The sequence below is a fragment of the Chamaesiphon polymorphus CCALA 037 genome, from assembly GCF_003003845.1.
Taxonomy (GTDB): domain Bacteria; phylum Cyanobacteriota; class Cyanobacteriia; order Cyanobacteriales; family Chamaesiphonaceae; genus Chamaesiphon; species Chamaesiphon polymorphus.
This window is the reverse complement of record NZ_PVWO01000010.1, coordinates 1-15,563: the sequence shown is the minus strand read 5'-3', so window position 1 is coordinate 15,563 and position 15,563 is coordinate 1. Positions and strand designations below refer to the sequence as shown.

At 43.2% G+C, this 15,563-nt stretch carries 9 protein-coding genes; all 9 read right to left on the bottom strand.

Annotated features, from left to right (window positions below):
• Window positions 1–13: 13 nt before the first annotated feature.
• Window positions 14–850, bottom strand: a complete 837-nt coding sequence (locus tag C7B77_RS01670) for a hypothetical protein (protein ID WP_146138141.1) — start codon at window positions 848–850, stop codon at window positions 14–16.
• A gap of 87 nt (window positions 851–937) precedes the next feature.
• The gene (locus C7B77_RS01665; RefSeq protein WP_245893989.1) at window positions 938–2,638 is read right to left on the bottom strand and encodes an ABC transporter ATP-binding protein; all 1,701 of its coding nucleotides are present in this window, start codon (window positions 2,636–2,638) and stop codon (window positions 938–940) included.
• 126 nt (window positions 2,639–2,764) lie between these two features.
• Window positions 2,765–4,096, bottom strand: coding sequence for an alpha/beta hydrolase family protein (locus C7B77_RS01660; protein ID WP_106299682.1), 1,332 nt, complete (start codon window positions 4,094–4,096; stop codon window positions 2,765–2,767).
• Window positions 4,093–8,562: a non-ribosomal peptide synthetase gene (locus C7B77_RS01655; RefSeq protein ID WP_106299680.1), complete on the bottom strand. Its 4,470-nt coding sequence runs from the start codon at window positions 8,560–8,562 to the stop codon at window positions 4,093–4,095. Before C7B77_RS01655 ends, C7B77_RS01660 begins: the two co-directional genes overlap by 4 nt.
• The gene (locus C7B77_RS01650; RefSeq protein ID WP_106299678.1) at window positions 8,559–11,834 is read right to left on the bottom strand and encodes a non-ribosomal peptide synthetase; all 3,276 of its coding nucleotides are present in this window, start codon (window positions 11,832–11,834) and stop codon (window positions 8,559–8,561) included. Before C7B77_RS01650 ends, C7B77_RS01655 begins: the two co-directional genes overlap by 4 nt.
• A gap of 10 nt (window positions 11,835–11,844) precedes the next feature.
• Window positions 11,845–12,711: a methyltransferase, TIGR04325 family gene (locus C7B77_RS01645; protein WP_106299676.1), complete on the bottom strand. Its 867-nt coding sequence runs from the start codon at window positions 12,709–12,711 to the stop codon at window positions 11,845–11,847.
• 20 nt (window positions 12,712–12,731) lie between these two features.
• Window positions 12,732–13,691, bottom strand: coding sequence for a cupin-like domain-containing protein (locus C7B77_RS01640; protein WP_106299674.1), 960 nt, complete (start codon window positions 13,689–13,691; stop codon window positions 12,732–12,734).
• A gap of 22 nt (window positions 13,692–13,713) precedes the next feature.
• Window positions 13,714–14,589, bottom strand: a complete 876-nt coding sequence (locus tag C7B77_RS01635; RefSeq protein WP_106299672.1) for a methyltransferase, TIGR04325 family — start codon at window positions 14,587–14,589, stop codon at window positions 13,714–13,716.
• Window positions 14,589–15,563 (bottom strand): aminotransferase class III-fold pyridoxal phosphate-dependent enzyme (locus tag C7B77_RS01630; protein ID WP_146138140.1); only part of this gene is annotated, 975 nt, incomplete at its 5' end. The genes C7B77_RS01630 and C7B77_RS01635, both read right to left, overlap by 1 nt.

Genomic DNA, 15,563 nt, shown 5'->3' with positions numbered 1-15,563 from the left:
ATTGATAAAATACTTAAAGTAAGAAAGTCATTGCAAGTTTCTCGATCTCTTCAGGATAGTTTTCTCCTTCAATGTATATTCCTCCGGTTGAGCCACTTCTTCCAATAATAGTTAATGGTTTCAAAAATAAGTTAAAATCTTTGTATAGAATATCTTCATAAAACACATGTTCGATGATATAACTTTTTTCTTCGTCTACTCTTTTGTATGAGTCAATTAAATTTTTTCTATAAAAATTAACATTCGATTTATAAAATGATGTGACAACATGCTTTGTATAATCATGTGGACCTCTGCCTTTTCCTCTACCTAAAAATACATATAAGAATCTAAATATGTGTCTAAACTGCTCTACTAAAGTTTCGGATTTTTTAGGCGACATACCGATAAATGGATCGTGTTCGGGTGAAAATGCTGGATACTGAAATACATTCGCAAAATGCTGATGATAGCTTTGGATTTCATCAAAGTTTTTGACAAACAGGCGTCCTGTTATTTTGTAAAAATTCGTTGTATTGCTCAAGTATTTGCTATGTCGAAGAGCATATTTAATGATTTCGCCTTCGCCATAGCCTTTTCCATATTTTTGAGCTTTAGCATTCCCACTAAATATCAAAACCTCTAATGTTTTTCCTTGGTTACTGGCAAATTCTATGATTCTACTAAAATCATATTGACAATTAGTATTTTCACAAAAAACAATCTTCTTTATCTTAGTTAGCTCAAGCCAAGCTACTAAGCTAGCAATATATTCAAATAAGCGTTCTTGTGGATCTTTAATAGCCACATCGCGAGTTTTGCCAGGATTGATGCTAGCAGTCATAATTAAAACTTCAATTGAATCATTCATTTTCTTGTCTTTTTATCTTTCACTTTTTAAATATGAGTTAATCACAAATAATATTTATTTCCATTAATAAACTAACATTAACAATCTTTATCTTTTCATAGTAACCTCTTCATAATTACCAGATTTGACGATTGTGCCTTTATCTAATAGATAGATGATATCGCAATGTTCTATTGTCGTGAGGCGATGGGCAATAATAATTATGGTTTTAGTACCACTCAAAGATTTAATTGATTCGGTAACTAATGCCTCAGTTTCGTTATCAAGTGCAGCCGTTGCTTCATCAAATACTAAAACTTCACGTTCGTGATAAATGGCTCGTGCAATCCCTACTCGTTGCCTTTGTCCACCAGATAATAGAACTCCACGTTCGCCAACTTTAGTTTCTAATCCTTGTGGCAATTGTTTTACATAATCTGATAATTGAGCTACTTCAACTGCTCTCCACAGACGGTCTGGATCGATTAAATGATTAGGAACACCAAAAGCAATGTTTTGCTGTAGTGTATCATCAGTTAAAAAAATAGATTGAGGTACGTAACCGAGCATATTTTGCCAAGAGCGTAAATTTGGGTATATAGAAACACCATCAACCGTAATATCGCCACTCTCAGGCGCAAGTAGACCTAAAATGATATCTACTAACGTTGTTTTACCAGCTCCAGACTTACCAATAAGTCCAATCGATTGACCTTTGCGAATTGTCATAGAAACGTTTTCTAAGGCAATATTAGCTGCATTAGGATATCGATAGTGAATGTTATTTAATGAGACTCGATCTCCAAATGAACTCAGCTCTTTATTATTCAAGGAATCCATCCTTCCGCAAGAAAGATCTAAAATTTTATTATTTTCATTTGCTAATTCTTGGAAATCAAAATAGATTTTGTCGAGTGAAAATGCATTATACCTTATGCCATTGATAGACGAAGTTAGATTACTCACAGATGGTAATAACCGAATGGAAGCAATAGCAAAAATTCCCAAAACTGAATTAAGGTTTTGAGGATCTTTATTAGTACTGATAAATATGATTGTGAATAAAATCAGAAAAGTAACAAGAAAAGCTTCGATCATATAACGTGGCAGATTGGAGAAACTGTTAGCTAATGATGTACTTACGCCATACTTCTTAACTTGCTCATGTAGCTGATTTTCAAAATAAGATTCACACCCAATAACTTTCGTTTCCTTTAAACCCCCTAAACCGTGATTGATGGCTTGAATGATCTTGGCACCTGCTTCTGAGGATTCTTGCCCCCAACGTTTTAGGGGATTTTTCAATGCGTAGATCCCCATGAAAGCAATCATTAAAACTCCTATAATTGTAACAAAAGCTAGCGGATCGGTCTTAATCATTAGGCATAACAATGCCAAGGAAATTAAAGCATTAGAAACAGAAGTTAACAATGGCATCATTAGCCCATTTGCAAAACGATTGGTTTCGTTGTTGATGTTTTGAATCAGATCTGCACTATTACGTTTAAGATGAAATGTATAAGGAGCTGTCATATATGCTTTCATAAGTCTCAAAGCTATCTCTGCTTGCTGATTATAGCCAAATTCAAAGATATATTTTTGAGAACTGAAATTAATAAATACCTTAATGTAAAATATGATGATTATCCCCAAGCCAAAGACAGATATAAACTGACTATCAGAAGTTAAATGCAGTCCTGAATAGATGCTACTCGCCCAAAGATTTTGATGGATCGCTACCGGATTAGTTGCGATCGAAATGAAAGGTCCGACGATACCAACCCCAACTACTTCCAAGAAAGATGTCAAAATAAATAGAAATAGTAGAAAGGTTAGAGCTTTGTATTTTCCTTGGATAACATATAGAAATTTGGAAAAGAAATGAATCACGGAAGTATCTACCTGTATAAAACAATGTTCTAAACTATCTAATTTTTATCTGTTTCCAATCGGCTCTATTTTTTGGGAGATGCTTTCACCTAGATCGTTAAAAGCACCCACTGAGTAAATAGCATCGAGTGGAGCTTGTTTGTCTTGAAACTTTAGTACTATATTTGGCTGCTCTGGGGCATCACCAAAATTATGCCCTTGTTCCTTAAAAGTCGCGATCGATAAGTTATTTCGATAAATCCGAAAAGAGGGTAATCCATTTGCGAGATCTGGCTGATAACTCCAAGTTAGCAAGACTGTTGTTGGCTCAGTTCTTGTAGCTTTTACCTGATTTGGTACCATAGGTTTCTGAGTTGGCAAAATTTTACCTGTTGTGACATATTGCTGCCATTTGCGCGCTGTTTCCTGATTCGGTAGCCAAGCCACTTCAACCTGATTTCCACCAGATTGATTAGCAGGAGTAACCTGCTGTGTAACTATATTACCCAGCCAACCTTGAGATCGATCGATCGGTCGGAGATCGTTTCCATCCTCTGGTAGCCGTAATGTTAGAATTGAGTCTAAATAAGGAATCGATAGCTGTCGGGTATCGCTAGTTTCATGACCAGTTTGAGCTTCTACCGCCAATGCCCACAATGCATCTAATTTTCGGTAACGTTGAAATACCTGTTTCGGCAGATCTTGGGTTTCTTTAACAATCATTTTATCTTTCTCACCTAGGGCAAAGAGAACTGGTGTTGTTACTAATGTGGGGTTGGTACCGAGGAGGTTAAAAGCTCCACCTCGTGCCGCAATTACGGCAATAGTACGTTCTGGATATTGTTGCAGCATCTGGGTTACCCAGTCTGCGCCGCCAGAATGTCCCCACAGTGCCCAAGGCACCCGTTCGAGTTCTGGATGTTGACTCTTTTGAGCCAAAGCATGAAGTGCTTTGACAAAAGCTGCTCCAGAACCGTAATTTATCAGTGCCCAATTCTCACAGGGAAGATTTCCCGTAGGCAGTTTAGTACCGAGCAGCGCAAAGTGATGTTTTCGAGCTAGCGATTGCCACTGGAAGTCGTTAGCATGGTCGAGTCCTGTTGCTGCTGCGGCATCGCCGCAGCCATGTTGCTTGACGATTAAACCCCGAATTGTACGGACATCCTGGGGAATCCATATGCGATAGTCTGCTGATTGGTAATTATCTTCTGGAGATGGTGGAATCGAGACTTGATAATAGTGCCCGCCCAAAATACTGCTATTGCCAGCAACAGTTGCGTTAGGGGGCAATGGATCGGATTTAATCGACAACCATTTTTTCCAGCCAATCCGCCCAACAAATACAATCGCCATAGCTAGTAGACCCAAGATGGCCCATAATTTTATGCTTGGTTTCATGGCAAACATTGGTTGGCGAGGGCTTGTTCGATGCAAACTTGCATTTTCTGAGCTAAAATTGGCGATTCCATAATTGAGGTATGATCTCCAGGTATTTTGTATATTTCAACTCCATTCTTAGCAATCTTTTTCCATCCCAACGTGGCATCTAGTTGATAACCTGGCGGGGTTTCCATTGCTCGAAAGACGGTTATTTTTCCTCGATAGGGCTGAGGAGCGTAGATTTTGTATGCTTTGCGATAGGATTCTTCCAGTTTTTTAAGCGTACTAGCAATCGAATCTTTACTGTCTTTGAGTTGAGCTGAGGGTCTAAAAAATGCCCAAGGAGAATGTTCTAAAACATAGCTACTGAGACGATTCATATTGCGATCGAGCAAATTCGATCCATCAGTGAAGGTGTCTTGATGTTCGAGATGTCGCTCTGAATTTTGCTCTATAGTCATCGATGTTTCTCTGGAGCGAAACAGTCGATCGATCGCATTTTGTAGCTTGGTCGCGATCTCATTTTGTCCTGACTGTTGCGATTGAAAGATCGATCTCGGCACACTATACTGCAATACATACCAAAACGAAGACAACAATCGGGGGAAGGGGGCTAAAAGCTTAACTCCTCCTGGCCCATAGCTATCAAACATGGCAACTAAAGCCACAGTTTGTCCCCTAGCTTGAAGCTGTTGAGCCATTTCTAGGGCAATATGACCGCCGTTGGACAGACCTGCTAATAGATAAGGGCCTTCGGGCTGAACGCGCTGGATTTCGTTAATATAATCTGCGGCCATTTCCTCCAATCGATCGACTAGTGGTCGATCGTTGTCCAGTCCCCGCGCTTGTAATCCATAAACACTAAAATCGGGATCGAGATTGAGAGCTAAATGTCGATAAATTAGCACGTTAAATCCACCGCCATGAATACAAAACAGAGCTTGTTTCGAGCTACCCTTTTGGAGTTCTACTAAGGGCGACCAAATCTCTGAAGCTAGATCCTGACGAATAACTGTGGCTAATTGCTCGATGGTGGGGGCTTTTAACAAGATCGATAGGGGCAGATTTTTATCGAAAGTTGTGGCTATCTGGGCGAATAAGCGTACAGCGGTGAGGGAATTTCCCCCTAGGTCAAAAAAGTTGTCGGTAATACCGATCGATCGAACGTTTAGAGTAGTCTCCCAAATCTCAGTGAGCTGGCTCTCTAGCTCATCCTGAGCCGCGACAAAGGTTGTTGACTCTGGCTGGCATAATAAGTCTGGTAGGGGTAGCGCGTGGGCATTGATGGTGCCATCAACGGCAATCGGTAGTGCGGATAATAAGAGATAGGCAGTAGGCACCATGTGAGCTGGTACTTTTTGCTTGATAAAATTGTGAATTTCGGCGATCGAAAGGGTTTGGTTCGCCAGTGGTACTATATATGCTGTGAGTATTTGCAGATCGGCGGAATCTGGTTGCATAACAACTAATGATTCCCAGATGTCGGGATGTTGGCTCAGAGCGGTTTCAATTCTGGCAACTTCAATCTGTAAGCCGTAAATCTTGGCGATCGACTCAGTGTGTCCGACAATTTCGATCGAGCCATCTGGTAGATACCGCGCGAGTTCTCCTGTCTGATAGAGGCGTGCTTCCGGTTTTGGATCGAAAGGATGGGTAATAAATTTACTGGCGGTTAGTTCGGGGCGGTTAAAATAACCCTGAGCTAGTTTATCGCCACCAATATAAAGATTGCCAACTATGCCAATCGGCACAGGCTGACGATAACTGTCGAGAATCAACGCCTGGGAATAGGCGATAGCTCGACCGATCGAAATTGAGGTGTTAGTAGACGGCAGGGTTACAGCCGGATTGTAGCAAGTAAGTCCCGTATTTTCTGGCAAACTATAGGTGTTAATTAACTGGCAATCTGGTAAATCTTGGGCTAGTTTCTTGACTAATTGAGGAGATAGAGCATCTCCACCTGTGAATATCTGGCGCAATGACTTGAGGGCTTCGATTTGCTCGATCGCCAGTTGGTGAAGTAAGCGAGTTGGGAGCCAGACAGTAGTTACCCGATGCTGTTGTAGAACTTTGCCGATATCGCTCAGAGTAGATAATTGGGAAAAGAGGATGCCATCGAGTTCGGATAAACTGTTATCTTTGCTATAGTTAGTCCGCGTAGGCGGACTTTGCATCACTAGCGGCGGTTTAAACCGCTGTCCGATCGAAACGTATTGAGGGAGGATGGCAATAGTTGCCCCATTGAGCAAACTGCCCCAAATTTCAAATATGGCGACTTCAGAGGCAAGGGAACTGGACTGGAGTGAAACATCCGAGTCGGTTAGCTCGATGCCCTCGCCTAAGTTAGCCAGTTGGATAATGCCTTGATGCCCAATACTCACACCGATCGGTTTACTGTCAGTCTGACTGGGGTAAAGGATGTAGGCGGGTTGGGTGGAGGTGGAGTGAAAATCGGGCGATGTCTGAGGTTGTGGTGAGATCGCTTCCCAACTACTATCTAGATCGATCGTCTTAACTGAATTATCGATGATTCGATCGAGCGAAGATTGGATGACTAAAATATTTGCCTGAGCATCCGTTAAAATCTCGGCAATTTGTGCGTCTGAAGTAGCCGGATCGATCGGGATGCAAGTTGCTCCTAGTTTTTGGATACTGAGTAAAGTGACGAGCGCGGCTGGAGATCGCTCTAGACAAATTCCTATATGTGTGCCGGGAATAACTCCTAACGATTTTAGATAGTGGGCTAGTTGGTTCGCCTGACAATTGAGTTCTCGATAGGTTAATTGTGTCTGTTCGTAGACTAGAGCGATCGCATCTGGAGTTCGATCGACCCAATCCTCAAATGCCTCATGTACAAAACTAAGATCGGATCGAGAAGTTTTAGTTTTATCCCAACTTTGTAACAGTTGTTGCTGTTCGGCGAGAGATAATAGGGGTAATTCCGATAGGTATCGATCGGGATTTGCTAATATTCCTTCTAACAAATTTTGGAAATGATCTAGCATCCGATCGATCGTGCTGGATTCAAATAGATCGGCGTTGTAGTCGAATACATAGCCCAATCCTTCGTCCTGTTCGCGCATGACCAAGGTCAGATCGTATTTAGTTTTTCCGTGATAAATATAGCCAAACAATGAGGTAAATGTCACGTCAGGAAGGTGGACTGAAGCCATGCCTCGACCTTCAGACCACGGTGGATTGAGGGCAAATTTAATCTGAAATAACGACGAACGGGATTGATTTTCTTCGGGGCGAAGTTCTTCAATCAGCTTCTCAAATGGGATGTCTTGATGAGCGTATGCTCCTAAAGATTCTTGGCGCACCCGCGTCAGTAATTCTCGAAATGTGGGATTACCACCAAAGTCAGTTCGCAGCAGCAAAGTGTTAGAGAAAAACCCAATTAACCCTTCAGTTTCCATCTGACTGCGACCAGCACTGGCGAAGTTAATTAATAGATCCTCTTGCATCGAATAGCGATGGAGCAGCAACCCAAAAGCTGATAGTAACACCATGAACAAGGTGCTACCCATCTCTTGGCTGAGAGTATTGAGGGCAGTATTAATTGCTCTGGGCAACATCCGCGCGGCGCGATCTCCCCGATAGGTTTGCATATTGGGAGGACGAACTCGATCGGTTGGTAATTTGATCGAGCGTGGAAGATGCGCTAATTTTTGCTGCCAATATTTGAGCTGAGAGTCTAGAACTTCGCCTTGGAGCCACTGACGTTGCCAATGAGCAAAATCAACATATTGAATCGGCAGATCCTTTAATGGCGCAGGCTTTCCAGCCAGAAGAGCCGCATAAATAGCGGTTAAATCTTGATAGAAAATATCTGAAGAGGCACCATCGCAAATAATACAGTGTAGGTTCCAGATAAATAGAGATTCTCGATCGCTCAATCGCAGCAGTTTGACCCGCAAAATCGGCCCGTTTTCCAGATCGAAAGGGGCGCAAGCTTCGTCTGTGGCTAGCCTAGCAGCTTCTGTATCCCGCTCCGGTTGGGGAAGATGTTGTAAATCGATAACGGGCAAGTCGATCGGGGTTGGTGGGGCGATCGAGACAGTGGGTTGTCCATCTACCGCCAGAAATGTTGTCCGTAGCACCTCATGACGACTGAATACTTCGGTAATGCTACGTGCTAAAAGATCGACATCTAGCGATCCTTCGATCCGTACTACCACTGGCATGTTGCTAGACGAACTATCTGGCTCAAACTGATGTAAGAACCAGAGACGTTGTTGCGCAAAGGAAAGAGATAACCTATCATGGCGATCGATCGCCACAATCGGCGGTAATTGGGAGTTCGCCTGGGCAGTTGCATCTTGCAAAAATGCGATGATTTCGGTTTTATTTACTTTTACTCGATCGAGTAACTCTGGCGAAAGGGTTTCTTTGGGGGCTTTATAGCGCAACTTGTCGCCGTCAACCCATACCCGAACATCTCTAGAGCGCAGTTCTAGCAGCAATTCATCAACCTTGTTCATAGCTCGCCCTCTTCATAATCGCTGCCAGTCTGGCTAAATTGTTCTTCCTGTAACACCCATCGTAGCGTTTCGATCCGAGCCGCGAGATCGGCAATTGTAGGGATTTCAAATAAAGTGGGTAAGAGAATTTCCACGCTAAAGGCTTTCCGCATTCGGGAGACGATCTGAATTGCCAGTAACGAATATCCGCCCAGCTCAAAGAAATTATCGTAAATCCCAATCCGTTCTACCTTGAGGACTTCTGCCCAAATATTGGCAATCTCCTGTTCCATTTCGCTGCGCGGTGCTAAGTAGTTTGCCGCTAATTCACGTCTGACAGCATCAGGTTTGGGTAGTGCTTGGCGATCGACTTTACCATTTGGAGTTAGTGGCATTGCCTCCACTACCATGAAAATAGTCGGCACCATGAAGTCTGGTAAACTAGCCTTGAGAAACTGACGCAATTCAGGAATTACGGCATAAGCAGTATCAACCGTACCCGTTGCAGGTACAAAGTAGCCGACTAAAACTTTCTCACCAGGTGTATCTTCGCGGACAATGACAATTGCTTCTTTGATGGCATCAGATTTGAGTAAATTAGCCTCGATCTCGCCTAGTTCGATTCTAAAGCCGCGAACTTTAACCTGATAGTCAATCCGCCCCAGACATTCAACTTCGCCAGCAGGTAGCCAGCGGGCGAGATCTCCAGTTTTATACAGGCGTGCATCTGGATCGGAACTGAAGGGGTTGGGGATGAACTTCTCGGCTGTGAGTTCGGGACGATTTAGATAACCCCGCGCAATTCCGGCACCGCCAATATGTAGTTCGCCCGGTACGCCGATCGGTACGGGTTGTAAATGGCGATCGAGAATATAAAGCTGAGTATTAGCAATCGGTTGACCGATCGTAATCGGTTTGCCATTGGCAGCTAACTGATAGCCTGCCGACCAAATTGTAGTTTCTGTCGGGCCATACAGATTCCATAATTCTTTCCCTTTAGGTAGGAGTCGATCTGCCAGATCGCGCGGTAATGCTTCGCCAGTGCTGACCATTTTTAAGTTTGGACTGCCCTCCCAGCCTGATTCCAGCAGTAGCCGCCAAGTGGCAGGTGTGGGCTGCATAAACGTTGCTTGGGCATCCTCCATTGCTTGGATGAGTTGGATACCATCGGCGGCAACATCTCGACTGACTAACACGAGTCGTGCGCCGACAATCAGGGGTAGAAAAACTTCTGAGGAGGCAATATCAAATGATAGTGTCGTCACCGATAACAATGTGTCTCGATCTGTTAATCCAGGTTGATGGCGGATTGATTCGAGTAAGTTAACGACACTACCATGTTGAATTTGAACTCCTTTGGGTTTGCCAGTCGAGCCAGAAGTGTAAATAATATAAGCCAGATTTGCGGCGGTAACGCCAGTGATAGGAGGTTGAGATCCGTTATTTACTTCGGAGATCGCGTTCCAATCTCGATCGAGACAGACAATCTGAGCGGAGGATGGGGGCAGATCTGCCTGAAGATGTGATTGGGTAAGCAATACATGCACCCGTGCATCATCAGCCATAAACGCGATTCGCTCTTGGGGATAAGCCGGATCTAAGGGCACATAAGCTCCCCCAGCTTTGAGAATCCCCAGTACACCCAAAACCATATCTAGGGATCGATCGCAACAAATTCCTACCAGCGTTTCTGGCTTAACCCCCAATCCGCACAAATAATGGGCAAGTTGATTCGCTTTCTGGTTTAATTCTCTGTAGGTGAGATGCTGGTTTTCAAAACTAACGGCGATCTCGTCAGGTGTGCGATCGACTTGTGCTTCTACTAACTGATGAATACAGCTAGCTTGGGAATAGGATACCCCTGTTTGATTCCACTCTGCTAATAGATTTTGTTCGGAGACTGGTAATAGTGGTAGTGTTGAAATCGATCGATCTGGATCGGCAACCATCCCTTCTAGCAGCGTTTCCAATTCTGCCATCCGCCGCTGGATCGTTTCGGCATCGAACAGATTAGTATTATACTGACATTCCAGCGTTACCTTACCCGCAAATTCCGTGGCATTGACAAACAATTCAAAGTTTTCATAGGTGCGGGGATTGGAGTATAACTCTACTTCCAGCCCATCGAAAGGTAGCTGGCTGGTGTCGAGTGCTCGATCGATATTCAACAATACTGGAGCCAGCGGAATCCGACTCGCATCGCGAGGAATTGCTAACTTTTGAACTAAACTACCAAAAGTAAATTGTTGACGATCGTAGGCATCGAGAACAGCCAATCGACGAGTTTGCAGGTACTCGCTAAAGGAGGATGTCCCATCCACTTGACTCCGTAACGGCAATAGATTTACACAATGTCCGACCAAGTTGTAAAGTTCGGAGGCTGCTTGTCCTGCGGCTGAAACTCCCACCACCAAATCTTCCTGCCCAGTCAGACGATATAACCAAACTTCAAAACCTGACAACAGCGTTGTCATAAAGCTACAGCTAAATTTAGTCCCAAGTTGCTTGAGATTGGCAACTAATATCGGTGATAAATCCCAATCTTCCCGCGCCGAATTAAATGTCCGCAGGGGAGGGCGGGGACGATCCGTAGGTAGATCTACCAAGGGTATCGCTCCCGCAAATTGTTCTAACCAGTAAGCTTCAGTGGCGATCGATTCTTCATCATCGACGGCATCGGCTCGATCGATCGCATATGTACTAAACCGTTCTGGTGCCGCTAGATCTGGTATTTCTCCCTGTTTTAAGGCTGAATACAAGTTACCGAGATCGGGCATCATTACCGCCCAAGACCAGCCATCACAGATAATATGATGAGCAGTAATAATAACTAAATGTTCTTCAGGATCGAGCTTGACGATCTGCGATCGAAATAATGGCCCATGCTCTAAATTAAAAGGTAGCTCTACCGCTGCGAGCCGGAGCTGGGCTACTTTAGTTTCCCGCTCCGCCACATTCAGCCCCGACAAGTCGATCTCTGGAACTTCTAGCACCAAGGATTCGGCGATACACAGCGTAGTTCCATCCGGGCTAATCGTCGTTCGCAACGCCTCATGACGTAGCACCAGTTGTTGCAGAGCCGATCGCAATGACTCAACAGCCAATACTCCTCGCAACCGTAGCGTTTGAGACTCATTATAGGCACAATTAGCATCACTACCCATCTGCACCGATGCCCAAATCTCTGTTTGGGATTCCGTCGCAGGTGCAGTCAACAGTAGTTCGCCCTCAGCAAAGGGATCGAAGTCCACAGTAGTTTCTATCGACTGTTGGTTTTTAAGTAATGAACTCATATAATACCTCTTAACTCTTGAATGCTAACGATTTAGCCGATGAACATATAGTTGGAACCGATACATGTCGAAAATAAAATCCGTGAAATGCATCTACAAATCGATCTGGATGGAATGGGATAAAGCATTGGCGATCCTGTTGCCAAGTATCAACTAGCTCGTAACCCAATCCTAACAAATCATTAATGAATTTGGTTCTATTTTGAATCTTGAAAGGGATATATGAAACAAAATTACCCTGCGGACGAACTATTAAAGGTCTTTGCAGCGTAACGTAAGTTTCACCCTCATAAAGAGGGATGCGATCGATAACTAAATGGCGAGGTTTTACCGACCATTTAGCCAACATATCAGCTAGAGACTCTTCAAAGTACTGCAACATCCCGGTACTGAAGAAAATTTCCGCCTCAGCATCTAACATCTTGGTGGTATAGTTCAATCCAGAGCTAGGAATTATCTCCATCAACTCTTTCCCGACCTCAACAATTTTAGGTACTTCACAGACTTGCCAGTGCAAGGATTCAGGGAAAGAAATATACTTACGATATGTATAATATCCATATCCAGTCGTGCCACCCAGATCGAAAACTGTAGAACTATCTGTAAAAGCCTCTCTGAGCCAAACTAGCATCGGATAATCGCTCGGCTTGACTCGTTCTAGATCGCTAAAATCTGTCAGCCTTAACTCATAAAAATCACGATAATTATAGCCAGCTAAAGCACCTGCTGGTACAGCCGCTAGGGCTTCAGCAAAGGAGTTAAAAACATAGCGGTAAAGATTGGGATTTCTAGGAAACAGCCAATAATAATAGTAGTAATCTTTAAGAACAGGTGTGTTTTCTACAAAATTTCGGAAAACTTGCTTGATTGTTTTCATGTCAGATATTGTCACCGCATTTAAAGTTTAATATTTTTTAGTGGTGCTTTTAGTCGATCGATCCCAGAAAACACAACATCTGTTTTGTTGTCTGGCTTGTGCTTGCTAAAGATCCCGAGAAAAGCTTGCTTGAGACTATCTTGGAGCGGAGATTTTCCTGGTGGTGTGGGATTCAATCCCAGTTTACGGAGGTAATGGTTGACTTGATAAACTCTGGCTTCTAAGTCATAAGATCGCATACAGAAATTGATGCTCAGGGCTACTGAAGTTCGATCGCCATTTTTGAGCCAATGGGGTGCTCTTGCTGGATGATGTACGGCAAGTCCAGGTACTAAATGGTAAACACTAGCTTTATTTTGGTTTTCTTGCCGATAAGTTGCTGCTTGCAGATCGCCAACGAAATAATGTTCTATCTCTTGTTCTGTTAATACCGATCGATCTCTTTGGTCAAAAAGATTAACGTCTTCTTCTCCTTGAATTTGCAACAGAAAATTGGATTCATGATCCAGATGATAGGGAGTTATTGTCTGTGGTGAAGAGACAAAGATATATCCTTCTAACCATGTAATTTCTTGATGCAAATTAATCCCTGTTAGCATTGTTAGTTCGCTCACAATCCGATCGAGCAGCGCATCGTATTCTGGATCGAGTTGGATACTTTTGATTACAATTAGCGAACCCGATTCATCGATCTGAGCTAATGCCTCCTCAAATCGTTCTTTAAACGGCATATCCGACCACTTTTGATGAACTAGTACATTCCCGTCAGAACTATGAACTTTCTGTCGTCCACCCTTTGCTACTACCAAATTTGCCAGTTCTACCAAGCGAGGAATTTCAAATAGAGGATGTCCTGCTAGCTGATGGGTAAACTGAAACGACTCTTGGTTGAATTTCTGTTGAAAATTCGGATCGTTAGGTTCGATAATTGGAGCTGGAATTGTCGATTTTGAATTAGGATCGATCGATGAATAGCTCATAAATCACATCTATTTTTAGATATTAAGTAATTTTATGCAATGGCTGAATTTTAAGTCTGAAATAGAATCCATGATAGGCATCTACAAAGCGTTTCGGCTCAAATGGAATATAGCAGGTTCGATTTTGTTGCCAATTATCTGCTAATTCATAGCCTAACTTTTCGATCGAATCTATGAAATTAGTGCGATTTTGAATTTTATATGGCGTGTAAGAGGCTATCTGGGTTTTATTAACTGAATCAACAATCAACAGATTTTGTAAAGTGACGTACTCTTCACCATTGTAAAAAGGAACATGATTGATAATCAGATGCTGCGGCTTAGATTGGAGTTGACTTAATAATTCTGATAAGGAAGATTCCAAATATTGGAGAGTGCCACAGGTAATAAAGATATCAAAACCCTCAGCATCAGCAATATTGGTGGTGTATGACAATCCTGGGCTGCTAAATTTTTTCAATAGTTCATTCCCCACCTTAACGGCTGCGGGGACATCACAGATTAACCATTGCATTGCTGGCGGATAGGAAAGATATTTGCGATAGGCATAATAGCTATTGCCTGTATTTCCACCTAAATCGAATACTGTCGATCGATCTTTAAATATTTCTCCCAACCATACAAGTATGGGATAATCGATCTGTTTAAATTTGCCAATCTCGTCAAGACCGAAGTTTTGGTTGAGCGATAAATTATGTATTTCATCATAGTTATAGCCAGAAGGATTACTCGCCGGAACTGCTGCTGAAGCTTCAGCAAAAGACCTAAAAACTCCTCGGTAAAGATTAGGATTTATGGGAAACAGCCAATGATAGTAGTAGAAGTCTCTCAGGATTGGTGCATTCTCTACAAATCCACGTAAAATTCTCTTTGAGCTATTAACAATTTTATTTACCATTAGACTACTTCTTCTATTTTTAAATACTTCCCAGGGGAGTTAGGATCGGGGCCATACCAGGCGGGTTTTCCTTCTGGATCGCGACCTAATCTCGCGCCTGGTTTTGGCGGCTGATTTCGGTCAATTTTTAACCGCTCATCACCGTCGCTTTTGCGTACTAACCGAGATGCACCACTTGGTAAAAAGTCGGCGGATTGGAGTTCGGCTACGCTATCTTTAAAAGCCCGAATGATAAATTCAATCTCTTCATCTGTATGCGCGAGTGTGAAGAAACAGGGGCGATGATCCCAGACATGTACGCCCTTTTCTCGCATTAGATAAAACAGCAGATTTGCATAGGGCAATTCGTGGGGATAGTTAACATAAAATAACGAACTGAAATGGGCGATTTTGATGGGTGCTTTGACTCGATCGAAATGTTGATTGAGATGGGTGGCAAACTTACTTACCTTGTCAGCTAAAGATCGCTGTAATTCTGCGCCACCATCTTTGAGTTTATGTAAGATAGCTTCCGCCGCTGCTAAAGCCATTGGATGCCGCACGAAGGTACCTGCAAAGAAGGTAACGCCAACTTCTGGGATCGAGTTGTCGCCGTACTGCCAGAAGCCACCATCGAGGGCATCCATGTATTCGGTCTTACCTGCAACAATGCCAATTGGTAAGCCGCCACCGACAACCTTACCGTAGGTTGCCATGTCCGCCTGAATATTAAAATAAGCTTGAGCACCGCCAGGGTGAACGCGAAAGCCAGTCACGACTTCATCAAAGATCAAGGCAGTTCCTGACTGCTCGGTGAGACGACGGAGATCCTGGAGAAATTCGAGGGGTTGTAAGTCTGGATCGCGGCTGCGAACTGGTTCGACTAAGATCGCCGCGAGATCGTCGGCTCGATCGCGTAAAATTTGCAATGACGCGGGATCGTTGTAGTCCAATACCAGCAGGTTCTCAAACATCGAGGGCATAATACCTGGGGC

Bases quoted from the DNA above. Each gene is read 5' to 3' on its own strand.
- C7B77_RS01670 (WP_146138141.1), bottom strand. From the start codon at position 850: ATGAATGATTCAATTGAAGTTTTAATTATGACTGCTAGCATCAATCCT.
- C7B77_RS01660 (WP_106299682.1), bottom strand. From the start codon at position 4,096: ATGAAACCAAGCATAAAATTATGGGCCATCTTGGGTCTACTAGCTATG.
- C7B77_RS01655 (WP_106299680.1), bottom strand. From the start codon at position 8,562: ATGAACAAGGTTGATGAATTGCTGCTAGAACTGCGCTCTAGAGATGTT.
- C7B77_RS01650 (WP_106299678.1), bottom strand. From the start codon at position 11,834: ATGAGTTCATTACTTAAAAACCAACAGTCGATAGAAACTACTGTGGAC.
- C7B77_RS01645 (WP_106299676.1), bottom strand. From the start codon at position 12,711: ATGAAAACAATCAAGCAAGTTTTCCGAAATTTTGTAGAAAACACACCT.
- C7B77_RS01640 (WP_106299674.1), bottom strand. From the start codon at position 13,691: ATGAGCTATTCATCGATCGATCCTAATTCAAAATCGACAATTCCAGCT.
- C7B77_RS01635 (WP_106299672.1), bottom strand. From the start codon at position 14,589: ATGGTAAATAAAATTGTTAATAGCTCAAAGAGAATTTTACGTGGATTT.